At 48.6% G+C, this 25,649-nt stretch carries 28 protein-coding genes and 2 tRNA genes; 4 read left to right on the forward strand and 26 right to left on the reverse strand.

Annotation, left to right across the window (positions count from 1 at the left end):
* The first annotated feature begins 160 nt into the window (after window positions 1-160).
* Window positions 161-1,411, forward strand: a complete 1,251-nt coding sequence (ilvA, locus tag BUB68_RS05705; RefSeq protein WP_073088925.1) for a threonine ammonia-lyase — start codon at window positions 161-163, stop codon at window positions 1,409-1,411.
* A 21-nt stretch (window positions 1,412-1,432) separates the two neighbouring features.
* Here the strand turns inward: ilvA and BUB68_RS05710 are convergent, their stop codons facing one another.
* The 17 genes from BUB68_RS05710 to BUB68_RS05795 form a co-directional block, all read right to left on the reverse strand.
* Window positions 1,433-2,002 carry a TMEM165/GDT1 family protein gene (locus BUB68_RS05710; RefSeq protein WP_073088928.1) on the reverse strand — a complete coding sequence of 190 codons (570 nt, stop codon included), beginning with the start codon at window positions 2,000-2,002 and terminating at the stop codon, window positions 1,433-1,435.
* A 173-nt stretch (window positions 2,003-2,175) separates the two neighbouring features.
* A complete protein-coding gene (locus tag BUB68_RS05715; protein WP_178139472.1) occupies window positions 2,176-4,446 on the reverse strand; it encodes a two-partner secretion domain-containing protein in 2,271 nt (756 codons plus the stop codon).
* A 36-nt stretch (window positions 4,447-4,482) separates the two neighbouring features.
* Window positions 4,483-6,141, reverse strand: a complete 1,659-nt coding sequence (locus tag BUB68_RS05720; protein ID WP_073088933.1) for a ShlB/FhaC/HecB family hemolysin secretion/activation protein — start codon at window positions 6,139-6,141, stop codon at window positions 4,483-4,485.
* Window positions 6,142-6,517: 376 nt separating this feature from the next.
* On the reverse strand, window positions 6,518-7,123 hold the full coding sequence (locus tag BUB68_RS05725; protein ID WP_073088936.1) for a PBECR4 domain-containing protein: 606 nt from the start codon (window positions 7,121-7,123) through the stop codon (window positions 6,518-6,520).
* 281 nt (window positions 7,124-7,404) lie between these two features.
* A complete protein-coding gene (locus BUB68_RS05730; protein WP_073088938.1) occupies window positions 7,405-7,848 on the reverse strand; it encodes a F0F1 ATP synthase subunit epsilon in 444 nt (147 codons plus the stop codon).
* 3 nt (window positions 7,849-7,851) lie between these two features.
* Window positions 7,852-9,264: a F0F1 ATP synthase subunit beta gene (gene atpD / locus BUB68_RS05735; RefSeq protein WP_073088940.1), complete on the reverse strand. Its 1,413-nt coding sequence runs from the start codon at window positions 9,262-9,264 to the stop codon at window positions 7,852-7,854.
* Window positions 9,265-9,287: 23 nt separating this feature from the next.
* Complete coding sequence (gene atpG / locus BUB68_RS05740; protein ID WP_073088942.1) at window positions 9,288-10,136, reverse strand: ATP synthase F1 subunit gamma; 849 nt, start codon at window positions 10,134-10,136, stop codon at window positions 9,288-9,290.
* Between the two features lie 20 nt (window positions 10,137-10,156).
* Window positions 10,157-11,674 (reverse strand): F0F1 ATP synthase subunit alpha, encoded by a 1,518-nt coding sequence (gene atpA, locus BUB68_RS05745; protein WP_073088944.1) that lies wholly within the window; start codon window positions 11,672-11,674, stop codon window positions 10,157-10,159.
* A 23-nt stretch (window positions 11,675-11,697) separates the two neighbouring features.
* Window positions 11,698-12,240, reverse strand: coding sequence for an ATP synthase F1 subunit delta (gene atpH, locus BUB68_RS05750; protein WP_073088946.1), 543 nt, complete (start codon window positions 12,238-12,240; stop codon window positions 11,698-11,700).
* Window positions 12,234-12,737: a F0F1 ATP synthase subunit B gene (gene atpF, locus BUB68_RS05755; protein WP_073088948.1), complete on the reverse strand. Its 504-nt coding sequence runs from the start codon at window positions 12,735-12,737 to the stop codon at window positions 12,234-12,236. Before atpF ends, atpH begins: the two co-directional genes overlap by 7 nt.
* A gap of 38 nt (window positions 12,738-12,775) precedes the next feature.
* Window positions 12,776-13,027, reverse strand: a complete 252-nt coding sequence (gene atpE, locus BUB68_RS05760; protein ID WP_014423513.1) for a F0F1 ATP synthase subunit C — start codon at window positions 13,025-13,027, stop codon at window positions 12,776-12,778.
* A gap of 45 nt (window positions 13,028-13,072) precedes the next feature.
* Entirely contained in the window at window positions 13,073-13,747 is a 675-nt protein-coding gene (gene atpB / locus BUB68_RS05765; RefSeq protein WP_073088950.1) for a F0F1 ATP synthase subunit A, read from the reverse strand.
* 34 nt (window positions 13,748-13,781) lie between these two features.
* The gene (locus BUB68_RS05770) at window positions 13,782-14,153 is read right to left on the reverse strand and encodes a hypothetical protein (protein ID WP_073088952.1); all 372 of its coding nucleotides are present in this window, start codon (window positions 14,151-14,153) and stop codon (window positions 13,782-13,784) included.
* A gap of 357 nt (window positions 14,154-14,510) precedes the next feature.
* Window positions 14,511-14,972, reverse strand: coding sequence for an Hsp20/alpha crystallin family protein (locus tag BUB68_RS05780; RefSeq protein ID WP_073088957.1), 462 nt, complete (start codon window positions 14,970-14,972; stop codon window positions 14,511-14,513).
* 172 nt (window positions 14,973-15,144) lie between these two features.
* Complete coding sequence (locus BUB68_RS05785; RefSeq protein ID WP_073088959.1) at window positions 15,145-17,445, reverse strand: ATP-binding protein; 2,301 nt, start codon at window positions 17,443-17,445, stop codon at window positions 15,145-15,147.
* Between the two features lie 114 nt (window positions 17,446-17,559).
* Window positions 17,560-18,552, reverse strand: a complete 993-nt coding sequence (locus tag BUB68_RS05790) for an asparaginase (RefSeq protein ID WP_073088961.1) — start codon at window positions 18,550-18,552, stop codon at window positions 17,560-17,562.
* Between the two features lie 60 nt (window positions 18,553-18,612).
* Entirely contained in the window at window positions 18,613-18,990 is a 378-nt protein-coding gene (locus BUB68_RS05795; protein WP_256625793.1) for a nitrous oxide-stimulated promoter family protein, read from the reverse strand.
* Between the two features lie 253 nt (window positions 18,991-19,243).
* Here BUB68_RS05795 and BUB68_RS05800 point away from each other — a divergent pair.
* Together BUB68_RS05800 and BUB68_RS05805 are read left to right on the forward strand one after the other, a co-directional pair.
* Window positions 19,244-19,320 (forward strand) — tRNA-Pro (locus BUB68_RS05800).
* Window positions 19,321-19,328: 8 nt separating this feature from the next.
* Window positions 19,329-19,405, forward strand: a tRNA-Arg gene (locus BUB68_RS05805).
* Window positions 19,406-19,584: 179 nt separating this feature from the next.
* Here the strand turns inward: BUB68_RS05805 and BUB68_RS05810 are convergent.
* The 4 genes from BUB68_RS05810 to BUB68_RS05830 form a co-directional block, all read right to left on the reverse strand.
* Window positions 19,585-19,956, reverse strand: coding sequence for a tyrosine-type recombinase/integrase (locus BUB68_RS05810; protein ID WP_073088962.1), 372 nt, complete (start codon window positions 19,954-19,956; stop codon window positions 19,585-19,587).
* A 203-nt stretch (window positions 19,957-20,159) separates the two neighbouring features.
* Complete coding sequence (locus BUB68_RS05820; protein ID WP_073088967.1) at window positions 20,160-20,468, reverse strand: hypothetical protein; 309 nt, start codon at window positions 20,466-20,468, stop codon at window positions 20,160-20,162.
* A gap of 116 nt (window positions 20,469-20,584) precedes the next feature.
* Entirely contained in the window at window positions 20,585-20,833 is a 249-nt protein-coding gene (locus BUB68_RS15000; protein ID WP_143188098.1) for a hypothetical protein, read from the reverse strand.
* A gap of 166 nt (window positions 20,834-20,999) precedes the next feature.
* Window positions 21,000-21,737: a metallophosphoesterase gene (locus BUB68_RS05830; protein WP_073088972.1), complete on the reverse strand. Its 738-nt coding sequence runs from the start codon at window positions 21,735-21,737 to the stop codon at window positions 21,000-21,002.
* Between the two features lie 235 nt (window positions 21,738-21,972).
* On the opposite strand from BUB68_RS05830, the gene BUB68_RS05835 reads away from it, so the two are divergent.
* Window positions 21,973-22,239 carry a hypothetical protein gene (locus BUB68_RS05835; RefSeq protein WP_073088974.1) on the forward strand — a complete coding sequence of 89 codons (267 nt, stop codon included), beginning with the start codon at window positions 21,973-21,975 and terminating at the stop codon, window positions 22,237-22,239.
* 51 nt (window positions 22,240-22,290) lie between these two features.
* On the opposite strand, the gene BUB68_RS05840 is transcribed toward BUB68_RS05835, so the two are convergent.
* From BUB68_RS05840 to BUB68_RS05860, 5 genes are all read right to left on the reverse strand, one after another.
* A complete protein-coding gene (locus BUB68_RS05840; RefSeq protein ID WP_073088977.1) occupies window positions 22,291-22,473 on the reverse strand; it encodes a hypothetical protein in 183 nt (60 codons plus the stop codon).
* Between the two features lie 29 nt (window positions 22,474-22,502).
* The gene (locus tag BUB68_RS05845) at window positions 22,503-22,922 is read right to left on the reverse strand and encodes an HAD domain-containing protein (RefSeq protein ID WP_256625796.1); all 420 of its coding nucleotides are present in this window, start codon (window positions 22,920-22,922) and stop codon (window positions 22,503-22,505) included.
* A gap of 25 nt (window positions 22,923-22,947) precedes the next feature.
* A complete protein-coding gene (locus BUB68_RS05850) occupies window positions 22,948-24,135 on the reverse strand; it encodes an SEL1-like repeat protein (protein ID WP_073088981.1) in 1,188 nt (395 codons plus the stop codon).
* Window positions 24,136-24,179: 44 nt separating this feature from the next.
* The gene (locus tag BUB68_RS05855; protein WP_073088982.1) at window positions 24,180-24,923 is read right to left on the reverse strand and encodes an FtsZ/tubulin family protein; all 744 of its coding nucleotides are present in this window, start codon (window positions 24,921-24,923) and stop codon (window positions 24,180-24,182) included.
* A 92-nt stretch (window positions 24,924-25,015) separates the two neighbouring features.
* Window positions 25,016-25,432, reverse strand: coding sequence for a hypothetical protein (locus tag BUB68_RS05860; protein WP_073088983.1), 417 nt, complete (start codon window positions 25,430-25,432; stop codon window positions 25,016-25,018).
* Between the last annotated feature and the right edge of the window lie 217 nt (window positions 25,433-25,649).

The following is a 25,649-nucleotide window of genomic DNA, read 5'->3' on the forward strand; positions in this document are numbered from 1 at the left end:
CTAATATTTCGCGCCCGCCCCAACAAAATCCTGCCCCGGACGCAGAAAATACATTGACATTCCCCAACGGATAATGATACACTAAATAGAACATTTTATTAGAAATAAATGCATAAAAATCAACTATGTGTAAACTGAGAGTATAAAAGGAGGCCCCCTCATGTCCAAGGAAAAAGCCAGCCGCCCCAATAATGCCGAAATCGTTGCCCAGACCACCATCGCGGGCGTCTATCAAGCCGCCCGCAATCTCGAAGGCATCGCCAGAAAAACCCGCCTGATTGAAAGTGATTTTTTCTCAGAACTGTCCGGCAACAAAGTCTTCCTGAAACCAGAAAACCTCCAGCACACAGGCGCATTCAAGCTGCGCGGTGCTTACAATAAGATCAGCCAGCTCTCCCCTGAAGAACGTGCCAAAGGCGTTATCACCTCCTCGGCCGGCAACCATGCCCAAGGCGTGGCCTTCGCCGCCCAAAAACTCGGCGTAAAGGCCGTCATCTGCATGCCTGCCACCACGCCAATCCTGAAAGTCGAAGGCACCAAAGCCTTGGGGGCCGAAGTGGTACTGCATGGCGACGGCTTTGACGATGCTTATGCCTACAGCCTCGAACTGCAGAAGCAGCATGGCTATGTCTACATCCATCCCTTCAACGATTTGCAGGTGCTCTTGGGGCAGGGCACTACGGCCCTTGAAATCATCGATGCCTGCAAGGACATTGATGCCATCCTCGTGCCCATCGGCGGCGGCGGCTTTGCTTCCGGCGTGGCACTGGCTACCAAACTCGTCAATCCCGATATCAAGGTCATCGGCGTGGAACCAGAAAACGCTGCCTGCATGAAGGCCGCCCTCACCAAAGGAAAAATCACCACGCTCAAATCTGCCGACACCGTAGCAGACGGCTGCGCCGTAAAGACGGCAGGTACGCTGACCTACGAATTCTGCAAGAAATACCTCGACGATATCATCACCGTATCCGAAATGGAAATCATGGGTGCCCTGCTGTCCCTGATCGAAAAGCATAAACTGATTGCTGAAGGCGCCGGCGTGCTTTCCCTCGCCGCCCTGTCCAAACTGCCCTTCAAGGGCAAAAAAGTAGCCGCCATCGTCAGCGGCGGCAATATCGATATCTCCACGATCTCGGCCTTGATTGAAAAAGCCAAGATTGCCCGTGGCCGGGTATTCTGCTTCGGCATCCTCCTGCCGGACAAACCAGGTCAGCTCCTGAACGTCTCCCGCATCCTAGCCGAGGAAAACGCCAACGTCATCGAGCTCAACCACAACCAGTCCAAAGTCACCAACAGCTTCAAAAAGGTCGTCCTCGAAGTCACCTGCGAAACCAACAACGAAGAACACGTGCAACGCATCATCAAGGCACTGCATGACAACGGATATGAGCTGGAACGAATCTACTAAAACTCCGATTCGTATTACGCCTCACCCCATGAAAAAGCACTGCACCAGCCCAGCCACACCAAACACAATGAATATCGCCGCCGACACTTTCTGCATGGTCGGGGGCGATATTTTTTTCTGCAGGTAATTGCCAGCCACCAGCCCCATGCCGTCCGCCACAATCATACCGACTACGGCACCAATGAAGACCATGAGCCAGCTATTCATCTCCGAAGCCAGCGCCACTGCCGCCAGCTGGGTCTTATCCCCCATTTCTCCAATGATAAAGGTCAATGCTACGGTCATCACCGGGCCGAAACGGCTGGTCTGGCATTCTTCCTCTTCATCATCGGTTTCACCTTTCAGCGACCAAAGACCAAAGCAAATGAAAAGGATAGAGGCCACAATCGCCATCTTCTCCGCAGGCAGGAAACTGCCAATGGTGGCCCCCAGCAGTACCGCCAGCGCATGCACCACGATAATCCCCAGCGTCATGCCCACAAACACCCGGCGGCTGTCATATCGCCCCGCCAGTGCCATCACGAGGAACTGTGTCTTATCTCCCATCTCGGCAAAGAATATCAACAAAAACGCCGCCCAAAAAGCCTCCATGAAAATCCACTCCTAAACTTTTACACAATTGATAGGTCTAATTATAGCGCCGTTGCTGAGATTTTGTCGATAGGGTTTTACAGCATTTCGCAGGACTCTAAAGGGGTAACTCTTGAAACGCCAGTTATTTACTGACTTGTCCAAGAGTTACCCCTTTTGTTTTTTACAGGCTCTTATTCTTCTTCGCTATCGCTGTTTTCCACTGGGGAGCCATTAGCCCCCTTACCAGTCTCTGTGTTGTCTGCTGCTACAGACACAGTTGTCACAGCATTTTGTGCACTACTTTCCGTCTTCGTAGCAGCTCCCATCTGCTCGGCAGCCGTCCGGGAAATCTCCTGCTGCTCTGCTTCTGGCATATCCCTGAAGTTTTCAACCATTATATTTTGCACCAGTTCCACCGTAGATTTCTGCTCCGCCTTCACCGGTTCTGCAGCGGGTTCACCCGTCGGCTGGTCAGCAGGACTGTCTACCGGATCGTCAACAGGTTTATCGGCAGGATTCTCCGCGGGGGTATCTGCGGGGGTATCTGCCGGAGTATCCGCAGGATTCCCGCCCGGGTTATCCGTCGGCGTGTCGGTCGGATTATCCACGGGGTTATCCGACGGCGTAACAATCGGCGTATCCGTCGGTTGCTCAGGAACAGGCTCAGAAATCGGTTCAGGCACAGTCACTGCATACTTGGCGCCCCAGATACTTTCCATCGTGGTGCTCAGTTCTGCAGATGTTTTCTCTGTGCCACAAGCTACAATACCATTGACCGTTGTACTACCAGTTTCCGTGTAGACTACATTACTGTAACCACTATTCCCCGTCCCCATAGCATATAGTACATTATTCAATGTAAGGTTCAATTCCTTTCCTGGATGACGATAAACCGTACCTATAATGGCACCATTGTTGCCATAAGGAGCTTCTACCTTACCATTGTTAAAGACATTCGTCAGTACTGTTGCTTTATTGTCATAAGCATCTATCGAGCCAACAATACCACCGGCATCCCCATAATATACCGTTTTCGATGTCTTAGTCTCCATATCGTAATCTTGTCTAGTGGATCCTGTAGCTTTTACTGTTCCCATATTATAGGCATTCTCTATCGTGCAGTCTCCTGCGCCCCACACTATACCAGCAGCATATTCCTGCCCTTCGATATTGCCATAATTCTTCACATTGACCAGCCTGCTCTTCGCAGGAGTAACACTCAAAATTCCCGCAGCATCCACGCCGTATACATTCGCCCTGTTTGTCACATTGCGGATAGTTACGAAATTCTGTACCGAGTCATTATCATAGATAGTCGCATACGGACCTACGCCGATAACACCACCAAGATAGAATGACCCTTTAACCGTACCAGAAACCTCAACATTGGATACCGTACCAGCTACCATATCACCAGCCAAAGCGCCAACTGCCCCACCATTTTCGATATAAACATCGGTCAGATTGAGATTTTTCACCGTTCCATAAAGCATCGTTTGCGTTGCACTATCGCCATTGCCAATCCGGCCAAACAAGCCAACATAAGTCATCACTTTCTGATATGTACTACCATCCATAGGCGACGTAGCATTCATCTTTAAATTGGTCATATTTAAATTAGCAATGCGATATCCCAGACCATTGAAATATCCTGTGAATATGCCATTATCTTTGCTACTATTATCCCCCAGGGGTACCATATCTACCCCCTGCAAGTCAATGTCTTCACTAAGCAGATAATTACCTGTCCCTCCTACCTCAGACAGATTCGCTTTTTTTAGCAAGGTTGCCCCAGCAACAGTTGCGCCCGTATTAATTTTATTGGATGTAAAATTATCTGCCACGCCGCCGATAATGACTTTTTCTGCGCCAGTGATGGTATTGACGCTTTTATCCAATACATCCGTGTTTTGCAGCACCACTTCCCCAGCGTTGACGGTCAGAGAGTTGGCCGAGCTCACCGTACAGAGTGCCACGGAGATATCGCTGCCGTCAGTAACGCCGTTAGCCTTGAGTATGCCCGTGCTGACAAAATCGCTTTTCACGGCATCCGTGATATTGTCCAATGGGGTAGTCGAAGCAGTCATAGAAGCCGCATTGACGGTGGCAGAAGCACCGAACACAACGCCATTGGGGTTGACGAGGAAGATATTCCCCCCCACATTATTGATGGTACCCATGATATTGGAGATATCCGGCCCGGAGACCAGATTCAGATAATTCTTGCCGTCAAAGTTGACCACTTCGCCCTTGTCGATACTGAAGGACTTCCAATTAATGATATTATTAGCTGCCGTGCCCGTGATATCCATGTTCGTCTCAGCAGTCAGAGCAATCCTGGCCGTGTCGCTGACGCCACCCTGCGGCATTGCCTGCACTAGGGGAATGATGGAGAACATGCCCACACCCAGTGTCAGGGCAATCTTATATCCCAGTTTTTTCATCGATACTGACTTCTTCATAAATAAACCGTATCCTTTCATCTTGCATTTCCTTTATTACCAAAGTTTTCCCAACATGAACCAGACCCGCTGTTTTGCCTGCGCATCCCGGCTGACATTGTCCCCCAAACCAATCCGGCGAGCATAATCCACGCGGACAAAGAAATCATTGGGGCGTGTCCAGGCCAGTCCCAGACCCCAACCTTTGAGCGTGGTATCACGCAAGGCAGCGGCATCTTCCTTGCTGCTGACATGTCCGATATCAAAATAAGTGGACAAAGCCAGCCCCTGCACACCGGGAATATGGTACCGTACTTCTGCTGTGGCCTGATAGCCATTATCCCCGGAGCCTTCCCCCTGCGGATAGGCTCTTACGCCTGTGGCACCGCCCAAGTACATCTCTTCACTGGAATCCAAGTCTTTGCCAGCCAGCTGCGCCGTGCCCTTGAGCAGGATATCCCATTCCTTGCTGAGCTTCTGCACCACAGACAGGTCGGCTACGCCCTTACTGTAATGGCCTTTCTGCGCTAGTTCACCAATCCGCACGCCATTTATCTTGTGCCGTCCTGCGATATGTCCGGCATAACCGGTCACACCATAGGTCACGTTGGTATTCTTTCCTTTCTTGAAGCCGCTGACTCCCAGATGTCCGGCACTGCTCTCCTTATCCGTGCGGAAGCTAAAGCGATTCAGCTTATCCGTCATATCCCGATAGTCATAACCGTAGTTCAGGAACAAGGCCTCCTGACTGGTATGGAACAAAGGTGTGGTCGCATAGAGGCTATATGTCGTAGCCGTGCCTTTGGCACCGAGGATTTCCAGCGCCTTACCCAGCTGATAGTTGGCATGGGACACGCCCAGACCTACACGGGTACCGCTACGGCCAGTGGACAGGTCATAGCGCAGACCGATATTCTTCTGGTGGGCATTGGAAACCATGCCATTGATGCCCAGATGGTCGCCATTACCTGACAGTTCATACCAATCTGCCGTCAGCCCGTAACGATAACGGCCTGCAGATTTACTGCCGTAATTGTTGGCGTAGAGCACATAGGTTTCGGCCTTGCCATCCTCCACCTTGATAGTCAGGTTGCTTTCCCCTTTTTGTGCGCCTGGTTGCAACAGACCGCCGGCCTTCACCCCGCCCAAACCAATGATGTTATAGAGGGCGGTTTCCAGCTTCTTCCCTTCTACGATTTCGCCAGTCTTAAGTCCCTTGACCAGACGCTTGATGGCTGCATCCTTCACCTTGCTCTGATTGTCAATGATGATGTTGCCAAATTTACCGGGTTCTACCGCAATGACAATCCGCCCATCCGTTGTCCGTTGAGCAGGCAGATAGGCCGTAGCCGCCGGATAGCCATGAGCACGGAAATAGCGGGTGACTTCTGCCGCCGCTGCATTTAGCTCCTTGAGTGTGACCGTTTGCCCCTGATATTTGGCCGCAATCTTAGCGAGATCTTCGTCCTTGAAGCGGATGCCATCCTCCGGTTCGATGGACAGCGTGTTCAACGTAAAGCTTGCCCCATTGCTCAGTTCGGTGGCCTCAACATTGCTGCTCTCAATTCCTGCCTGCGCCTGATTGCGTTCCAAATTCTCCCGCGCCACACCGGGATTTTCCGGCACAGCCGGAGCAGCCATTGCCGTCCCCGCCCACAAAAAGCCTGTGGCCATTGCCCAAGCCGCACATTTCTTATGACTAACGTGAATTCCCATGTTCCTAAATCCTTTCTTACTTTATCCTCTTTACCAATATTCTACAGTGATATTGGCTGAATTACGGATATATATTAGCACTTTCGTCCCACCTCGTAAAGATTTTTATTTACTAATTTTAGCAAAATCTTTTCCACCTAAGATTTCAACGACTGCACTCCTGACAGACGGGGGTCAGCTTGTATGACCTCGGCTGACTTCTCACGATAAATCTTATTTCAACCATGACCGCCAATATTCTATGGCGTCGGCCATGTCCGTGAGACCTCCCCGCTACCGGGCGGTCTAGGGACTTTCACCCATTAGAGTGCGCCCATGCCGGGCGCACATAAAAACCGGCCCGCATATTTACATCTGCGAGCCGATTTTATAATTTTCATTTATTTTCAACAGAAGAAAACAGTACTATATTTTCTCCTGTCTTAATGTTTATCTTTTCTTTATGCAAAATTGTAAATCTGTGTTGGCCTGATGTATAATCCCGTGCATCCCTGAACAATGAGCGTGTAACATAACAGGATTCACCATCTTTCGCTAAAAACACATATATGGCTATGCTACGCGCGCCATCCGTAATAACATAGTCTGCCGGTATCGCTGAAAACCTTGCCTGACCATAACGGGCATCAAAGCTGAACAGCAGATTATCTTCATCCAGAATGTTTTCCAACTGTCCGGCCAACTTTATTCGTTCTATCAGCTGGCTGCTCAGAAAATCACTTCGCTCGATAGTAGCTAATGAAATTTTCCCTCTTAGAATTTCATCAAAAATTACTGAAGTTGAGCGCCTACGTCTTAACCGCAATTGGTCAATATCCTTTAACTTATGAAGCCCTGCAATATGATGATAATGCGCGTTATCAAACCCCAGCGACAAATTTACCAGCTTTCCCGCATGAGCTATCTTCAAACCATACCTTATGTTTTTCAATCTTGCAAATGCCTTCGCTGATTCACGCAACCAATCAGTCTCTTGTTTCATAAAAGTCTCCGAAAAAAAATAGCAAAGGCCCTGCCGTGGCAGAGCCTTTTTGCACATTTTCTGTCAGCCAACTATTTCATGGCCTAAGCTAGGTCGTGGCAACGTGCAAGCCCGGAAACGTGGCTCATCATGGCAACGCATCCTAGCACGCCCCCATGAGTCAACACCAATTAACAGACAATCCAGTCATCTGTTGTTATACTATAATTATAGGTCAACATAGAAATACCGTCAAGGGCAAAAAAAGGCCTGCAGATTGCTCTGCAAGCCATTTCTATTGCTTATTTCAGATCCTCGAACTCCGTTCCCGTAGCCCGCAAGCGAGCGATTGCTCGGCGCAGGGCCAGCTGGGCACGTTCGATATCGATATTTCTGGCTTCGTCGCCTCCCTGATGGAAAGCGGCGATACGCTCTTTGGCGCGGTCCATGGCGCGCTGGGCACGATTGATGTCGATATCAATCGGCTGTTCAGCGGCGGTAGCCAGCACCGTGATTTTTTCCGGCGTGACTTCCATGAAGCCGCCGGATACAGCGATAAGCTGTTCGTCCCTGTCAGAACTGTTGAGGCGCACGCGCATGGCATGGGGCAGAAGGCCCGTCACCAGAGGAGCGTGCTTGGGCAGGATACCGAGCTCGCCGCCCGTAGAACGGACGATAAGCATGTTGATATCTGCGGCATAAACCACTTTATCCGGGGAGACAATCTCTAGCTGGATCGTAGCCATAGATTATCCCTCCTTTTCCAAGGTCTTTGCTTTCTCCACAGCCTCGTCGATGTTGCCTACCATATAGAAGGCAGCTTCCGGCAGGTCATCATATTTACCTTCGAGAATTTCCTTGAAGCCGCGCACCGTTTCTTTGAGCGGCACGTATTTACCCGGCGAACCGGTGAATACTTCGGCCACGAAGAACGGCTGGGACAGGAAACGCTGAATCTTACGCGCACGGGATACGGTGAGCTTATCTTCATCGGAAAGTTCTTCCATACCCAGGATGGCGATGATATCCTGCAGTTCCTTGTACTTCTGGAGCACAGCCTGCACGCCGCGGGCCACCTGATAGTGTTCCTCGCCGAGGACTTCGGCATTCAGGATACGGCTGGTGGAATCCAGCGGGTCAACGGCGGGATAGATGCCCAGCTCGGCAATCTGACGGGAAAGTACCGTCGTTGCATCGAGGTGGGTGAATGTGCCAGCCGGTGCCGGGTCAGTGAGGTCATCGGCGGGCACGTATACGGCCTGTACGGAGGTGATGGAACCTTCCTTGGTGGACGTGATACGTTCCTGCAGCGCACCGATATCGGTGGTCAGGGTCGGCTGATAACCTACTGCAGACGGCATACGACCGAGCAGTGCGGACACTTCGGAACCTGCCTGGATGAAACGGAAGATGTTATCGATGAAGAGCAGCACGTCCTGATGCTGGACATCACGGAAGTATTCTGCCATGGTGAGGCCCGTCAGACCTACACGCATACGAGCTCCGGGAGGTTCGTTCATCTGACCGTATACGAGAGCGGTCTTGCCGATAACCCCGGATTCCTTCATTTCGCCCCAAAGGTCATTACCTTCACGGGTACGTTCGCCTACGCCGGCGAATACGGAGTAACCGCCATGCTCAGTAGCGATGTTATGGATAAGTTCCATGATGAGCACGGTTTTGCCTACGCCGGCACCGCCGAACAGACCGATTTTACCGCCGCGGGCATACGGAGCAATCAGGTCAACGACCTTGATGCCCGTTTCCAGTACCTGTGCACTGGTTTCCTGGTCTTCGAACTCAGGAGCCGGACGATGGATGGGCCAATACTCAGCGGCTTTGACCGGAGCAGGGTCCTTGTCAACAGTCTGGCCCAGTACGTTGAAGATACGGCCCAGAGTGCCTTCACCAACGGGAACGCTGATGGGCGCGCCGGTATCTTCGGCTTCCATCCCGCGGGTGAGACCATCCGTGGAGCTCATGGCGATGCAGCGGGTTACGCTGTCGCCCAGGTGCTGCATGACTTCGACCACGAGGTCGATGTCCACTTCACCAGCTTTGCCCTTGATGGTGATTGCGTTCAATATTTCCGGCAGTTCGCCCGCCGGGAATTCAATATCTACGACAGGTCCGATAACCTGTACGACTTTACCTTTTGCCAATGGTAAACCTCCTTACGATGCCCTTATTTCAGAGCTTCGGCACCGCCAACAATCTCGGTGATTTCGTTGGTGATACCTGCCTGACGTACCTTGTTGTAGTAGAGGTCCAGTTTGCTGATAAGCTCTTCTGCGTTGTCCGTTGCATTGCTCATGGCGTTCATGCGGGAGCTGAGTTCGCTTGCCGCAGACTGCAGGAGCGCTGCATAGATGGTGGTGTAGAGATACTGCGGCAGCAGGCTCCCCAACACCGTTGCTGCATCCGGTTCATAGATGTACTCGGTAACCGGGCCATCGGATGCCTCTGCCTCGAAAGGCAGGAGCTTCAACACCTGCGGTTCGCAGTTGATGGCCGAGATGAACTTCGTATAAACCATCTGCACTTCGCGGATCTCGCCGGTCTTGAAGCGTTCCACCAGATCATCAGCCAATTTCTTGGCCAGATCGAAGCTGGGGCGCTCGCTGACGCCGATGACGCTTTTCACTACGTCATAGCCGCGATTCTTGAAGTGGCTGGTACCCTTGCGGCCGACGATGACCATGGGGGTGTTGGCCTTATCCTCTACCAGTGCTTCCGCTGCCTTGCAGGCATTGGATGAATAAGCACCGGCGAGGCCCTTGTCACTGGTGACAAGCAAAATGAGCTTTTTGCCATCCTCATGCTTAGCCAGAAGCGGGTGGGAAAAATCATTTCCCGCGGTGGCAGCAATCTGCTGCACCACCTGCACGACTTTTTCCGCATAAGGTTTGTTGGCCAGGGCGGCCTCTTTCGCATGGCGCAATCTGGAAGTTGCAACCATGTTCATGGCACTGGTTATCTGCTTGGTACTCTTTACGCTCTTGATGCGATGGCGGATGTCCTGTAAACTAGCCAAAAAGAATCACCTCGCTAACCTTATGCCATTTTGTATGTTACAGTTTCCTTGAATTCCTCGATAGCTTTCTTCAGATCTGCTTCGATGGCATCGTCAAGTTTCTTCTGTTCGGCAATCTTAGCACCGATATCCGGATGCTGAGCACGCATGAACTTCAGGAAGTCATTATGGAACTCAACGACTCTTTCCACCGGAATGTCAGCCAGGAACCCGCGGACAGCCGTGAAGATCACCATGACCTGTTCCTGTACGAGGAGCGGGCTGTACTGTGCCTGTTTCAGTGTTTCAACCATGCGGGCACCGCGGTCGAGCTGTGCCTTGGTGGCCTTATCCAGGTCAGATGCGAACTGGGCGAATGCCGCAAGTTCACGATACTGCGCCAAATCCAGACGCATGGTACCAGCAACCTGTTTCATAGCCTTGATCTGCGCAGAACCACCTACACGGGATACGGACAGACCTACGTTGATAGCCGGGCGGATACCGGAATAGAAGGCATCGGATTCCAGCATGATCTGACCATCGGTAATGGAGATAACGTTGGTCGGAATGTAGGCGGAAACGTCGCCGGCCTGCGTTTCGATGATCGGCAGAGCCGTGATGGAACCGCCGCCCAATTCATCATTGAGCTTTGCTGCACGTTCGAGCAGACGGGAATGTAAGTAGAATACATCACCGGGATATGCTTCACGTCCGGGCGGTCTGCGGAGCAGCAGGGACATGGCACGATATGCAGCAGCGTGCTTGGTAAGGTCATCATACACGCAGAGGCAGGCCTTGCCCTGATACATGAAGTGCTCAGCCATAGCAACACCGGCATACGGAGCCAGATACTGCAGCGGTGCACTGTCAGCTGCCGTTGCGGCAACGACGATCGTATACTTCATTGCACCGGCTTCTTCGAGAGTCTTGACCACGCGGGCTACGGTGGAAGCCTTCTGGCCGATGGCTACATAGACGCAGATACAGTTCTGGTCATGCTGGTTGAGGATGGTATCTACAGCGATAGCCGTCTTACCGATACCACGGTCACCGATGATGAGTTCGCGCTGGCCACGGCCGATAGGTACGAGGGCATCGATAGCCTTCAGACCAGTCTGCAGCGGTTCCTTAACGGGCTTGCGGTCCGCAATGCCCGGTGCACGGTACTCAACAGGACGGAAGGTGTCGGCTTTGATTTCGCCTTTGCCATCGATAGGACGGCCAATGGCGTCAACAACACGGCCAATCATGGCTTCGCCTACGGGCACCTGCATAATCTTGCCCGTACGCTTGACCTGCGCACCTTCTTTGATCTGGGTTTCGCCGCCCAGGATAACGGCACCTACGTTGTCCTGTTCAAGGTTCAGGACCAAACCAAATATATCATTACCAAAATCCAACAGCTCACCGGCCATGGCTTTTTCGAGGCCATGGATATGGGCGATACCGTCACCGATTTCGATAACCGTGCCAACTTCATCGACGTTCAAGTCTACTTCGTAGTTCTTGATTTGGTCTTTGATGATGGCCGTTATTTCTTCCGGATTCATTTTCATAACTTAGCTGTCACCCCAGTTTCTCACTTGCTCGTCAGTAATTCTTTTTGCAGCGCCTGGAGGCGTCCGGCCACACTGCCGTCGATACGGCGGTCGCCAATCTTGACCACCACGCCGCCCAAAAGGGCTGGATTCTCGTGGAGGCGCAATTCCACCTTTTTCCCGGTAACCTGCTGCAGTTTCTGAGCGATTTTTTCCTGCTGTGCCTTAGTTGCGGGCTGAGCCGTAGTCACATCGGCAATGACAATGCCGCGTGCGGCGTTGGCCATTTCCCGATACTGTTCGGCAATAACCCCGAGAAGAGCAAAGCGGCGCTTGTCCACCAGGAGCAGCAAGAAGTGGTAGATGCTCGGAGAAAGCTCCCCTTCATACATCTTCGTCACCAGTTCTTTTTTCGCTTTGCGCTCCACCTGCGGATTGGCAAAGAAAGCCTTGGCTTCCGGAACAGCTTCGAGGTCTTTCTTGACTTCAAGCAACTCCTCGCCATATTTTTCCAACTTGCCTTCTTCTTCAGCCAGCTCAAAAATCGCGCGGGAATATTTATGTGCAAGCTGTAAGTTTAGCATGGCAAATCACCAATCTTATCCTTGTCCAGCTTATCCACAAATTCCGTGATAAGCGCTTCATTCTCAGCCGAATCCAGATTCTTGGCGATGATCTTGCCAGCAGCTGCCATGGAAAGCGACACCATTTCAACGCGCAGCTTTTCAACAGCCTTGGCTCTATCGCGCTCAATATCGGCCTGAGCAGCTTTCTTCATCTGCTCGATATCGGCTTTCACCTTCTGCTCCTCTGCCTCACGGAACTCAGCAGCACGCTTTTCCGCATTCTTCTGAATTTCTTCAGCTTTCTTGGTAGCAGCAGCAAGTTTTTCCTTGTACTGCGCCAGCAGCTTGTCGGCCTCTGCCGCATCGGCATCGGCTTTGTCAAGGCTTTCCTGAATCTTATCCTGACGGGCTTTGAGCATATTCACCACGGGCTTATACGCAAATGCACGGAGCAGAACTACCAAAATCAGGAAGTTGATGATCTGTGCAAAAAACGTCCCATTTAATTCGATCAATTCCTATGCCCCCTTTTCGTAAAATTCATCAAAGAAAATTATTTGATGAGCGGGTTTGCATAGAGCATGATGAGGGCAACAACCGTTGCAATGATAGCCATGGACTCGATCAGACCAACGGAGATCAAGGTGTTGGTGAAGAGCGTGCTCTTTGCTTCCGGCTGACGGGTGATACCTTCGATGAAGCGGCTCGTCACGAGACCATCACCGATACCAGCGCCGATTGCGGCCAGACCCATCGTAATACCTGCGCCAACGAGAGCAGCGGCTACCATAATTGCGTTTTCCATGAAAAAATCCTCCTTAAATCTTCAATCAAAAATTCCCAGTTTGTCTTAACCTTCCTCTTCGCTCTTCACTGCATTGGCAAGATATGCCATGGACAGCATGGTGAAGATGAAGGCCTGTACTCCGCCGATAAAGATACTGAACGCCAGCCAGATAACTGACGGGATCGGCATCCAGATTGGCATGAGCTGCAGCAGGATGATGATAAGGATCTCACCTGCCAGAATGTTGCCGAATAGACGGAAGGCCAGCGTGATTGGCTTAGCGACTTCCTCTATGGCGTTGATGATGACAAAGACCGGCGTGGGCTGGAAGAAATGGGCGATATAGTGACCGCCTTTCATGTAAAGCCCCAGTCCATGCACCATCACGATGACCAAGAGTGCAAGGCCTAAAGTGGTGTTCAAGTCATTCGTCGGCGATGCCATCTTTGGGATAAGTCCCAGCCAGTTGGAAACCAGCAGGAACATAAAGAGCGACACGACAAAGGGCGCCAGGAAGCGTCCGTTCTTGCCCATGGTCGCATCAATCTGTTCATGGAGCCAGACCACGATTGCCTCCACCACATTCTGCCAGCCGGTTGGTACCAGTTGCAGATTGCGGGTTGCCAGCACTGCGATGAGCAGTACGATAGCCATCGTAATCCAGGTCATGACCAGAGTTTCCCAATTGAAGGTAAAGCCGGCAAACTGCACTACTTCGCGAACACCGATTTCATGCATATACCTCAACCTCCTCCCAGGAATTCCTGAGTTACTATTTGACGCTATTCATGTGAATCATAAGAACCATAGCCCAGGCATAACAGAGGACAAAGCCCAACGCCACCATGCTGAACACCTGCGTAGAAATCTGGACGGCTGCGAACAGGACAATAAATAATACCATCAATCGCAAAACCAGCCCCCAAAGCATCTGCCGCTTCGCATTGCCAGCCGAAAGCTGCGCGGCTCTCCACAGCCGCATGGACATGTTTCCTAAAAATACCAGGCCCGTAATGAAGCCAATGATAAGCGCCCCGATAAGCTCTGCCGTGCCATTTGCCACAAGCATGCTGCCTATCGCGAGAGTGATTACCCCCAACCCCATTATAAACCTTTTCATGAATACCGGCAAAATTTCTTTCATATTCCTCCCTCGGCTAAAAGCCTTACAGTTGAATATCCGGGCTAATGCCCACTTTGTATTATTCAACATAAAGGTAAAAATTCCTTTAGAAATAATGAATTTTTTTCACTTTTTTTGTAAAAATTTTTTTAGCCTTGAAAGATTTTTTATGGACCAAAGCAATGTGATTATTTTCATTTATACTACGATAACCCATTTGTCGTGCTTTATCGCGTTTGGTCGCAATGACTATTATAGGCAAATTATTGCTAAAAGGCAAGCAGTAATGAAAAATATAAATAAATTTATTTACATATGATAAATATCATATATCTTAGCATAATAAAAAAACCTCCCCCTTCGGGGGGAGGCTTGGATTTACCGGATATTGATGGTGGTGCTATGCTGCACCTCTGCCGCTTTCGGCATGTTCACATGGAGAACGCCATCCTTGAATTCCGCATCAATCCTTGTCTCATCGATATTATCGATATAGAAGGAACGGCTTACGGAACCCATGCGGCGTTCACGGCGGATGTAATTGCCCTTATCGTCCTTGTCGCCCGACTCGCTCTGCTGTTGGGCGGCAATGGTCAGATAACCGTTCTGATAGCTGAGGTTTACGTCCTCCTTCTTCATTCCCGGCAAATCTGCGGTGAGTTCATAATGATCGCCATTATCCTTCACATCGACCCGCATACCGCCGCCGGCACTGAAGTCAGACAGGGTGGGGAAGAAATCATCATGGAAGAACGGTTCATTGAACACATCCCAGATACTGCGCGGAGCATTACCTGCTGCCAAATCCTTGCGACCGCCAAATGGAACCAGACCAAACATAATCAGCAACCCCTTTCTCAATATATACCGGTCAAGGGAGTTTGCTGTGCCTCTCTTGACTATCTGTAACATTTCGGTAATCAGGTTTCCTTGTTTCTCTCTTTCCTGATTACAAGTATATAATAGCACAAATAGTCAAAAAGTCAATAGGTCAAAAAGAAAAATCTTTACTTTATTCCACAAGTTTTTGAATCTGTTCCCAATCGCCTTCCTTCGCTGCGGTCTGCAGCTCCAACAGCATCCTGGCCGGCTGCTCTGGCAGGATATAGCCCTCAAGGGTTTCCAGCATATACTCCAGACTGTCTCCGTCCCTGGCTTCGGCAATCTCCCGCAGTGCTTCAATGGTTTCCAAGAGTTCCTCATCCGTGATTGGCAGCTTTTCTTCCTTCTCAATCAGCGGCATGTTTTTTTCACTCTTGACAGGTACCCAGTTCAACACACGCTGATTGATGGCAAACGAGCACTCCGTCCCCTTGCCTGCTTCCGATTCCATCTGCAGTTCACTGCCAAAGAGATGCAGCAGGCGCTGGGTGACATTTAGGCCCAAACCTGTTTCATTCAGCATATTGAGCGTTTTGTCCTCATTCAGGGACAACATCTCCTGCATCGCAGCCATATTCTCTGCCGTAATGCCGATCCCCGTGTCCTTGACTGTCACATATATCCGTATATCAGCCGGGCCGGTTTTTTCCACGCGGAATTGCAGCTGGATGGTGCCCGCCACCGTAAACTTCACGGAATTGCTCAGGATATTGAGCAGGATCTGCCGCAAGCGCAGTTCATCGCCATAAAGGACACTAGGCATGTCCGCTGGCATTTCCACCACAAAGTCCAGCCCCTTCGCCTCGGCTTCTTCGCCAATCTCACTCTTCAGATTGCGCACCAGATCGATGATCTTATACTCCCCTTCATTGATGGCAAATTCTCCGGCCTCCATCTGCAAATAATCGAAGATGCGCTGGATGATGTTATAGACCTTTTCCCCAGCAATATAGCAATCCTTGGCGTATTCCTTGATTTTCGCTTCCGTACTCTCTCGACGTATCTTTCGCTCCAATTCGATGACAGTCTTCAAAGGCTGGGCAATATCCCGCCCCACCCCTGCCAGGAATTTATACTTGGCAATACTGTTTTCCTCATTCTTGCGCGCCAAATCATGCAATTCCTGGTTGCTTTCGGCCAATTCCCTCGTTATGGCATCCAGGAATGCCGCCATGCGGGTAGATAACAGCATCTTGGTATTTTCCTGCTCCTCTTCCGGCTCATCAAAGATATTGAGCGCAGATTTGTTGCCCCCCTCCCGGAAGCCTACAGCCACCAGTGCACAGTTCAGCAGGCCGCCATGTCCCTGATAACAGTAGATCTCGCCGGTACCGCTGGAGCAGAACAATTGATTGGCAATGCGCTGATAATAGCGGATTTCCTCACTTTCCTGCATCTGCAGGAAGAGACTGCGGGTACCGCAGGCGCTGATATACATGCCTTCCGGAGCAAACTGGCTCATCTTCTCACTGGCCAACTCCGTCTCATGCAGGAAATCCTCCCGCACGGCATAGGTGAGGCGCACACGCTCACCGACCTTCACATCACCATTGAAGAAAATCCGGCCTTCTTCGTCAAAGCCTGGCGGCACCCGGGCTATCAGGCAGTCATTCCGATTGATTGTCAGGGGGAACTCCGCAATATTGTAGACGAAATTCTCATCCGGCTTTACTTTCAGATAATGCCGGTAAATATCGACAGCTGGCATATTATCCAGCCTGCTGATCACATTTGGCCCCATGGTTTCCGTAATCACCATTTCCTTGCCAATCGGTTTCCAGCTCAGCACATAATCTGCCCGCACGCTGAGGTTTTTTCCGCAGAACATGACCACAACTATCCCCTGCTCCATCACCTCACTGCCCAGCAGGAAATACTTTTGCCGGTGATCGCTCAATATGTCACTGCTGGTAATGGACACTTCCTCACCAACATGCCCAACAGAACCGGTCATATTACCAAAGACCACCACATTCTCATTCCCACAGACAAAAGCCTCCAGGAAACGGCCAAAATCCGCATCCATGGTTCCCAGCACCAAAGCTGCCCGCACATCCTGCATGGCTGCCATCTTTTGCCCCAGCTCCAGTCCTGTCCGCCCATAATCTTCTGGCACACCAGCTATCTCCGCCAGCCGAATCTTGGCATTCTGGAAGAAACTGCAATTGATGCGCATATAACCACCAGCGTTACCGAAGAACAAGGTTTCCGTCATACCGACTACCACAGCCCGGGGCAGGAAAACACGGATCTTTTCCCGTACCTTCATCGCCTCTTCCAGCGGCATCTTATGGAACGACAATTGCATGAAAATCGCATTAGCCTGCTTGCTGGCCGGCCGCATGGAAAGGGTCTGCAAAACCTTCTCCAGCTTGTCCCAAAAGCCCTGATCGCCGGCACTCCAATTGAGTGTATAATTATACTGAATCATTCAATCCTCCTTATGGCAAAAAATCCCTTACGAGGAAACGCAAGGGATTGTAAACATATCAACGACCATCATTTGTTTGTACTATTCGCCATAAGGGAAAATTTTCCCTTCATCCTAAGCAAGAAATTTCCGCACATCAGCAGCAGTCTTCCCGCAGACCAACATCAACTGCAATAACAACCGCGCCTTGCGGGGATTCAGCATGCCACTGGCAATGAAACCTGCCTGCTCATAAGATTCTTCGGCTTTGGTCACCATGCCAGCGGGACTGCTGCTAGACCGAACCACGATGATACCGTTTGTCACGGCTGCAGCCAGTTCTTTCTCCACACGTTCGGGGATACTGCCATTCCCCATACCTGCATAGACAATCGCCTTAGCACCAGTTTCGGCCACAGCCTTTACCAGACGTCCATCATCATCACCATGCCCATAGAGAATGGGCACATAGGGGAGTTCATCCTGACGAGTCAAGATTTCGCTGGCCCCCAGGGCATTCGGCAGATGATGACAATCCGGACAATGGAAGAACACCACCTGTCCATCATTCACCACACCAATGGCCCCGCCATTCGGAGACTGGAACGTTTCTACAGCCATAGACGATAACTTCGTCACCTGACGAGCACTATGGATTTCATTATTGAGCACCACCATCACACCCCGGTCCCGGGCATCGTCAGCTGCCGCTACCCGTACCGCATCCAAGATATTCAAAGGCCCATCCGCACTAAGTGCCGTAGCCGGACGCATAGCACCAGTCAATACTACAGGCTTATCGACAAAGTGCACCAAATCCAACAAATAGGCACTTTCCTCCAACGTATCCGTGCCATGGGTAATCACAACGCCGTCCACTTCATTCGACAAAAGCAGTTCCCGCACCCTTTTGACAAGCCGCAACTGATCCGCCGCTGTTATATCCTTGCTATCAATGGCTGCCAGCTGTTCACCGGTAACCCTGGCCACAGACGGAAGCCCAGGCACAGCGGCGAGCAGATCATCCACCCCCACAGCTCCCGCCTGATAACCGGTAGTTGCAGCACTGTCTCCCGCCCTGCCAGCAATCGTACCGCCCATGGCCACAATATATATTTTCTTACCCATAGAGATTCCCCCTCATTATTCATCATCTATTATTATACGAATAATGAAAAAGACACGCAATTACTTATGCCGTACAACAGCTTCCTTTTTCCGCCAGCCATGCCGGGTGCGCCACTCGATAAAAATATGCCGCAAAGTCATCCACGGATGATACCATAACATCCGCGGTCCGCCAAAAGCCATGATTTCCCGGATCTTCGCCGCTTCCTCCTTGCCGTAACAATGAATCGGACACACACTGCAAAAAGTCTTGATATCCATACGTGGGCACTTTTCCAGTTTTCCCAACGCATAATCTGCCATCTTCTGGCATTCAGGACAAAGCTCACACTCCGCCTCGCGCAAATGCTTATGACCATGACAGTAAATCTTGATGATCTCACGTACAGTCCGTAACTCCTCCTGCCGCCTTTTATCCACATCTATCGACAAATCCATCCCTCATTTCTCGCAAATTTGCAACATTTTACCATAAAAATCAACATAAAACAGGTACAATTGTTACAAACCTGTGGAAAACAGGTAAATCTGTGGATAATTTTCATTTTTAGACACAGATTATCCACAGATTATATATCGTTATGCACATATCATCTGTGGATAACTGCTTTACGTCCTAATTCCCCTCAACTTACTGATAAAAAAAGTTTGACACCGCTATGTTTTTTCGCTATAATAGACAAGTGATTTGCGGGATGTAGCGCAGTTTGGTAGCGCGCCTGCTTTGGGAGCAGGATGTCGCAGGTTCGAATCCTGTCATCCCGACCATCCAAATCGCGTCAGTAGCTCAGTTGGATAGAGCAACGGCCTTCTAAGCCGTGGGTCGGGGGTTCGAATCCCTCCTGACGCACCAGGAAATTCAAGGGTTCCAGCGTTTTGCTGGGACCCTTTTTTGTGTTTAGTGGGGCATCAGGTGGGGCATTAACAAAAATGCTCCCTGAAAAACATGAAAAAACACCTCTAAGCTAGACGTATAATTATGCACGTATATCGATACATTATTCATATATTTTTTCTTCCATAATAATGAGCTTAGCCAAACAACTTTCCCAGTGCCTCCACAGCCTGCTTCTGCATATCCGGCAGCACATGACTGTAGGTATCCATAGTCACCTTTATAGAGCTATGCCCCAGTCGTTCCTGCACTATTTTGGGATTAACCCCTTGCTGCAAAAGCAAGGTTGCATGAGTATGTCGTAAACAATGGAAGGTAAAACCATCCGCAATTCTACACTTCTTAATCAGAGGCTTAAAATATCGCCTGCTAAAATTCGTGGGGCTGATGGGGGCACCAAATGGGCTGGTGAACACCAAGTTGTGCCATTCAAACACGTCCCCTAATTCGTCCGCATATGTTCTCTGCCACTCCCGGTACCGTTTCAATGCTTCTACATCCTCAGGCATAAGCAAAACGCGCCGACAGCCACCTCTGCTTTCATCCGCCGATTGATGACCTTCAGGTACAAATGCGCATCCGTAATTTCACAGGACTCAATTACTGCCCCCTTCATATCCTTGATAATCGGCAACACCGCAGCACAAAGCTCCAGATTATCCAAACGCCGATATCTGTCTGATAGAAAAGCCCGTACATTACCATCCATAATTCACAGCATGCGTCTGTCCTTGGTCTGCTGCAACCAGTTATTGACATTAGCATCGAGTAAAGCCGTTGCTTCCTTCTGCATGCGCTGATAATATTTCAGCGGTATTCCCAGCCGGGTAGAAATCTGTTGGTGAGCTAATGGATTTACCCCAAACTCGAGCATTTTTTCGCCCATATTCAAGGCCAGCTTCGAATTCCCTTCCTCTGTTCTGAATGACAGGCTACGACTATCCGCTACATAATCCTGCCTGACACTACGCTGTCTTTGAAGTTCCAGCCCTAATTCTTGTAATGTTCTGCCCGTTTTCACGTTGATTACCTCCTCAATTTTCCGCATAAGAAAAAGCACAGGCAATATTACCTGTGCTGGCTTCATGTTTATAATATGCAGTTGAAATCTGTTATTTGGGCACGAACTGAAATCGATCAATAAATGGACACATCGTACACCGTCACCGTAAATACATCTTCCTCGCGGTGTAGTCTGAGGACAATGCCTAAGCCCTCTGTCCCAGTATACAGGTGCGCATCTTTTTTACGCTCTAAGATCTCTGGATAATTCGCCATCCATTCAAGAACTTCACTTAAGCTCAAGTAAGGACGGATTTTCTCCAACAGGTCGTTTTTAAGGATAAACTTCAGACAAGCAGCGTCAAAATTCATTTGGATGTTCATAAAAATATACCCCTTTCCACAAAAGCATTTAAGCTGGCATATAGGCAGACTTCTCCCCTGCCTATATGCCAATCCTAGTGCCATTATCCATGTGAAAAGAGGTTTTCTCTTGGTAAGAATTATACAACCTTTATCTTCGATTGTCCAGACAATCATTACCCATTATTCAAACAGCCGACTGATAAATTTCGCCACTCAATAAATCTGCGCAGGAAATTTTCCCCGGACCTAAATGGCTGAGGGAATCCAGATAACTGCCAGTATCCATGAGTACCAGCCTGCCATTTTGTAACCACTGGGGCTTAGCCTCGTATCCTAACGCCTGCACGGGCGTATGCCCCAACACAATAATCTGCTCCCCATTATGCAGGTTAGGTCTTTCTGCTAAAGTTCTCCTCCACAACAAATCAACATCATCCTGCTCGGAGAGTGGCAGGCCAGGATTACAATTCGCATGCATAAACCAGTATGTCTGGTTATTTACCACAATCTCTGTACAAAGTGGTAATTTTGCGACCAGACTTAGCCAGTCAGCTATTAACTCCTCTTTTTTTCCTGTTTTCCGTATTCCCTCATAAGTAATCTGACCGCCATTTCCCAGCCACAAAGACAGAGACGAATCCAGCGAAAAAACTCTATGACCTTCACTGCTTGGTGACTCCAAAAATGCGTCATAAAACATCTGTTCATGATTACCGCGCAGAAATACCATGTTCTTCTGCCCATAATGCTCCATAACCCATTCCATAACAGGAACAGGGGCATCTCCGCGGTCAAGATAATCACCCAAAAACACAATTAAATCGGTCTCCGCATTAAAGCTAACCTTATCGTATACAGACTTGAATCTTTCCCATTTACCATGAATATCGCCTATAACCAGCAACCGATCAATTTTCTCCATTGTACGACATCTCCCCGTATATCCCCCTCTTATGTACATTCGCTCCAATAATATTTATTTTAGAAAAGTATCCTGTCAGGCTACCGCTCCCCCATGATATGTGTTATAATATGACCAACACTTGAAGAAACAACCCTTTTTAAAAGAGACATTGTTGTTCAGTAAATAACAGGCTGCTATCAGTCTGTCTATTTGCAGGACGATTTATTTGTCTATTTTAGAAAGGGATTTTTTTATGAACATTCAAATGGTATTTGATGAAGAAGTTCTGAAATTCATCTTGAAGAACAACCTGATTGATAAGTGCAGATCGCTTATCAATCTTTCGGAAGTGCTGCCCAGCCTTACCGAAGACCAGGAGGTGATGGATGTTCTGGAGAAGGGCGAGCCCTGCTTTCTCTGGTCTTGCTCCAGCGAAGTCGGCTTAGGCGTGACTTTTAAAATTCACAAAACCGATGGTACTTACCGCATAACCATTTACGATTTGGTTCCTCTCGACTGATAAGTCAAGGGAATATAGGCCGGTTCCTGTATGAATATATAGGAGCCGGCTTTATTTTGTACTCTCATCGATTCGTAGAAACGGGTGCGGACTCATATTTACGATTATCCCCAATCCTGCTAACCTCTTTTGCTCTTCAGTCAATTTGATATTACTGACTTTCGCTTCACTAACCGCATTGCCAGATTTCTTTTTATACTTGCTATACTTAGTATGTTTTTTCCTTATAGCCATGACCAGCCCTCCTCTTCCTACCTGCAATACTACATGTTCAACATCTTAATACACTTAATTGCCTCCTTCTCTTGCAGGCCAACATTTGTATCCGTCTGTACCAAATTTTTCTCTGTAAACTCTGCCATATTGGCCTCATCATCCATAATAACAAAATTCTCCACAGTATAATCCGTATCATTCAGCCATTTACGAATTTCATCGCCACGACACGCACCGGACAGTTCAGGCGTGCAATCCATAAGCTCCAGCCCATATTCCTTAAACCGCGCCAGTAGATTTTTACTTGCAGGAGTAAAACCTATTCGCCATGAGGATGACAGAACTATTTTAGCACCTGTTTCCTTTACGATATACTGCAATAGTTTCAAATGCGAATCTGTCTTCAATCTTATCGAATAGCCATCCTGCGCGGAATTCAGCACGCCATCCACGTCCAAGAATATCACTTTCAACTGTGGCCACCTCCTGCTATCACTCATTAAGCACTTCTACTAACGTATCCACGACTTCTTTTCTCAAATCTCCGTTTCTTAAACACATCTCTCCATATTCTAATGCATATATTGACTCCTTCGAATGTGCAGCTTTCTTATAGTTATTATAGGCTTCCTGCCGTCTTTCGCCCCAGCGCCCATAACCGTAATAACAAATATTACCTTTGGTAAAAGCAGCCCAGCCGTCACCGGATTCTATAGCCTGATTAAGCCATCTAATCACCTTCTTAAGCTTAACGTCCTTATTCTTTTTGGCCGACACTGCAAAAGTACCGTCTATATATTCACGCCCCAACTGCCCCAGCATTTCCAAACCGCTATCCTGTACCGCCTTATCCAGCCAAACCTTGTATTTTTTTGTTAAGTCACCAGCCAATGTTTCCTTGGCCATCTGCAAATACGCGCGTACCTTTTCTCTGTCACGGTCGCAAAGATGTCCTGTTTCATATGCTTCTGCCAAAAAGAACATTGCCTCCAAATCACCAGCAGATGCTAACTGCTCTTTTCCGTTGATGATTTCCGCATAATGTCGAACCTGCTCTATTTTCCTATTTAACCGCTCACACTGCTCTCGATAATAATCACACATTCGTTCTATTCTTTTTGCCGTGATATCTATAGGTCCTGATTCCTGTAAAAAATAATCAAAGATTTCATCGCTGTTCCAAGGATAATTATTCTGTCTTTGTTTCTCTTCCCATTCTGGCAGTTTCTTATCAATTTCATTGATTCCCTGCTCCGTACAACCTGCCAACACCAAAGCCGCCTCACGTTCTACTAAATGGATTTTTTCAGCTCGTCTTAACGTCTCTTCATCTAAATTACAGTCCTTACGAATATCCGCAAATTTTTGCATGCATTGACTTAGGAACCTTGCTTCCTCAAACTCTATACTTTTTTTGTTATAGAGCCATTCCACTATACTCCTTACTATTCTTTTTGCCCCTGTTCCTTCCGCACATATCTTCAGCTTTGTTCCTTGTTCCCAATCCAGTTGTGTTATCGATTTGGAATTTTTACGCCTTCTATTGTCACGATATACATAAGCCGTTGTCCAAGCACAATTATCCTCACATATAATTTCCGGCCTGCGTTCATCCACCACTACATCATAATTTTTCAACCGATAGGCTCTTCCAGCTTTACATAAATTACCTTTCGCCATATCTCTATCCCCTCAATATAATGTGTACTTAATGATAGCCGCCTTTATTCCCCAATCAAAATAGACACCCTAATCACATCATCCAATGATTCATCAATAGATGCGCCCCAAATAATCGCAGTCTGCTTATCATCCAGCCAATCGTATATTGTTTCACTAACTTCTTGAATTTCATACATACTTAAATTAGCTTCACTACCAGTAACATTCAACAGAACAGTCGTGCCTACACTTTGAGCTTTTCCATTCTGCTTTGTCAGTTTATTTATGGCCTCCATAGCAGCAATTTTACATGCTTTTTCACCTTCAGCTTCTCCCGTAGCTAACAACAACTTCTTTTTGTCGTTACACACGGCTTGAACATCACACAAATCCAGATTTACCAATCCCGGAATACACGCGACATCATATATAGACTTAACAGCTTGGTATATATTCTTGTAAATATCAGACTCTCCTGCATATTTTTCAGGATTTATGGTCAGTAAGGGTGCTGGTACTTCTATCTGTTCTACAGAAATCAATATTGGTATCAATACAGATATACAAGTATTCTTAGCTACCTCTACCGCTTTTTTTAGATTATTTACATCTTCCTTTTCCCTGCCATCAGCAATCAAAAAGCCTATATCTACACCTCGCCAAGATACTGACTCTAATGGATTTCCCTCCAGTAATTTAAACTCTTTAGCGAATCCTTGTTTATTCCATATTTCAGCTGTTTTACCAATATAACCCACGCTTAGATTACAAAATTTATCATCCATATTTTTAACTGTTTCAAACATTATAATTCCTCCCATGTTTCCTAAGGCATATTATAGACAGCAGCACAGGCAATACTGCCTGTGCTGAATTACTAGACTGCAATGAGTAAATATTAAGCTTCCGCCGTTTTAGGCTTCAAATCCGATAAAGCCTGATTCAACGAGTCCGACAAGTTATCCATCTTCTCTTTGAACTCCTGCACCCTGCTTTCCACGGAATCTGCCACTTCTTCCTTACTGGGTGCATCTGCCACCTGCGCTCGCAAGTCGGCAATGATTTCTTCGCCCTTTTCCTGCAGCGTAAGCTGAATCTTTTGCACCGATTCTTTTACCTGTGCATAGACCATTTCGCGCTCCTCATCCGTGGTGCACTCCTCCATTGCCCATTCTGCTTCATCGCGGATGTCCTTTACCAGCACTTCCAAAGCCTCCTCCGGGGTAACTTCGGCTTTTTCCACCGGCTTATCCTCTTCCATCAAATTTGCCAATAACCAACCGACAGCGCCACCAACGACAAAATTCCAGATCATAGCAATCTCCTCCTTACAAACTCCAATACTACTTGATTACTTAGATTATACAGAGCGTACACTTCTAAGTGGTATCCAAGCAGGCAACCTTGCAAATTTTTTATCATTTGCCTTCTTTGTACCCCGATAATACAGTAGTGCTATGACATCTCATGTCGTTTTGCAATTCGCCAAATAATTTTTTTCGAAAAAACCGATTCCATTACAGAATCGGCTG

The sequence above is a fragment of the Pseudoselenomonas ruminantium genome (assembly GCF_900142515.1).
GTDB lineage: Bacteria > Bacillota > Negativicutes > Selenomonadales > Selenomonadaceae > Selenomonas_A > Selenomonas_A ruminantium_D.

Coding starts and splice junctions, on each gene's coding strand:
- BUB68_RS05790 (WP_073088961.1), bottom strand. CDS start 18,552: ATGGGTAAGAAAATATATATTGTGGCCATGGGCGGTACGATTGCTGGC.
- BUB68_RS05830 (WP_073088972.1), bottom strand. CDS start 21,737: ATGGAGAAAATTGATCGGTTGCTGGTTATAGGCGATATTCATGGTAAA.
- BUB68_RS05840 (WP_073088977.1), bottom strand. CDS start 22,473: ATGGCTATAAGGAAAAAACATACTAAGTATAGCAAGTATAAAAAGAAA.
- BUB68_RS05730 (WP_073088938.1), bottom strand. CDS start 7,848: ATGGCTACGATCCAGCTAGAGATTGTCTCCCCGGATAAAGTGGTTTAT.
- BUB68_RS05770 (WP_073088952.1), bottom strand. CDS start 14,153: ATGAAAGAAATTTTGCCGGTATTCATGAAAAGGTTTATAATGGGGTTG.
- atpE (WP_014423513.1), bottom strand. CDS start 13,027: ATGGAAAACGCAATTATGGTAGCCGCTGCTCTCGTTGGCGCAGGTATT.
- BUB68_RS05785 (WP_073088959.1), bottom strand. CDS start 17,445: ATGATTCAGTATAATTATACACTCAATTGGAGTGCCGGCGATCAGGGC.
- BUB68_RS05725 (WP_073088936.1), bottom strand. CDS start 7,123: ATGAAACAAGAGACTGATTGGTTGCGTGAATCAGCGAAGGCATTTGCA.
- atpB (WP_073088950.1), bottom strand. CDS start 13,747: ATGCATGAAATCGGTGTTCGCGAAGTAGTGCAGTTTGCCGGCTTTACC.
- atpA (WP_073088944.1), bottom strand. CDS start 11,674: ATGAAAATGAATCCGGAAGAAATAACGGCCATCATCAAAGACCAAATC.
- BUB68_RS05710 (WP_073088928.1), bottom strand. CDS start 2,002: ATGGAGGCTTTTTGGGCGGCGTTTTTGTTGATATTCTTTGCCGAGATG.
- BUB68_RS05835 (WP_073088974.1), top strand. CDS start 21,973: ATGAACATTCAAATGGTATTTGATGAAGAAGTTCTGAAATTCATCTTG.
- BUB68_RS05795 (WP_256625793.1), bottom strand. CDS start 18,990: ATGGATTTGTCGATAGATGTGGATAAAAGGCGGCAGGAGGAGTTACGG.
- BUB68_RS05855 (WP_073088982.1), bottom strand. CDS start 24,923: ATGTTTGAAACAGTTAAAAATATGGATGATAAATTTTGTAATCTAAGC.
- BUB68_RS05850 (WP_073088981.1), bottom strand. CDS start 24,135: ATGGCGAAAGGTAATTTATGTAAAGCTGGAAGAGCCTATCGGTTGAAA.
- ilvA (WP_073088925.1), top strand. CDS start 161: ATGTCCAAGGAAAAAGCCAGCCGCCCCAATAATGCCGAAATCGTTGCC.
- BUB68_RS05715 (WP_178139472.1), bottom strand. CDS start 4,446: ATGAAGAAGTCAGTATCGATGAAAAAACTGGGATATAAGATTGCCCTG.
- BUB68_RS05780 (WP_073088957.1), bottom strand. CDS start 14,972: ATGTTTGGTCTGGTTCCATTTGGCGGTCGCAAGGATTTGGCAGCAGGT.
- atpH (WP_073088946.1), bottom strand. CDS start 12,240: ATGCTAAACTTACAGCTTGCACATAAATATTCCCGCGCGATTTTTGAG.
- BUB68_RS05810 (WP_073088962.1), bottom strand. CDS start 19,956: ATGCCTGAGGATGTAGAAGCATTGAAACGGTACCGGGAGTGGCAGAGA.
- BUB68_RS05720 (WP_073088933.1), bottom strand. CDS start 6,141: ATGGGAATTCACGTTAGTCATAAGAAATGTGCGGCTTGGGCAATGGCC.
- BUB68_RS05860 (WP_073088983.1), bottom strand. CDS start 25,432: ATGATCTGGAATTTTGTCGTTGGTGGCGCTGTCGGTTGGTTATTGGCA.
- BUB68_RS15000 (WP_143188098.1), bottom strand. CDS start 20,833: ATGAACATCCAAATGAATTTTGACGCTGCTTGTCTGAAGTTTATCCTT.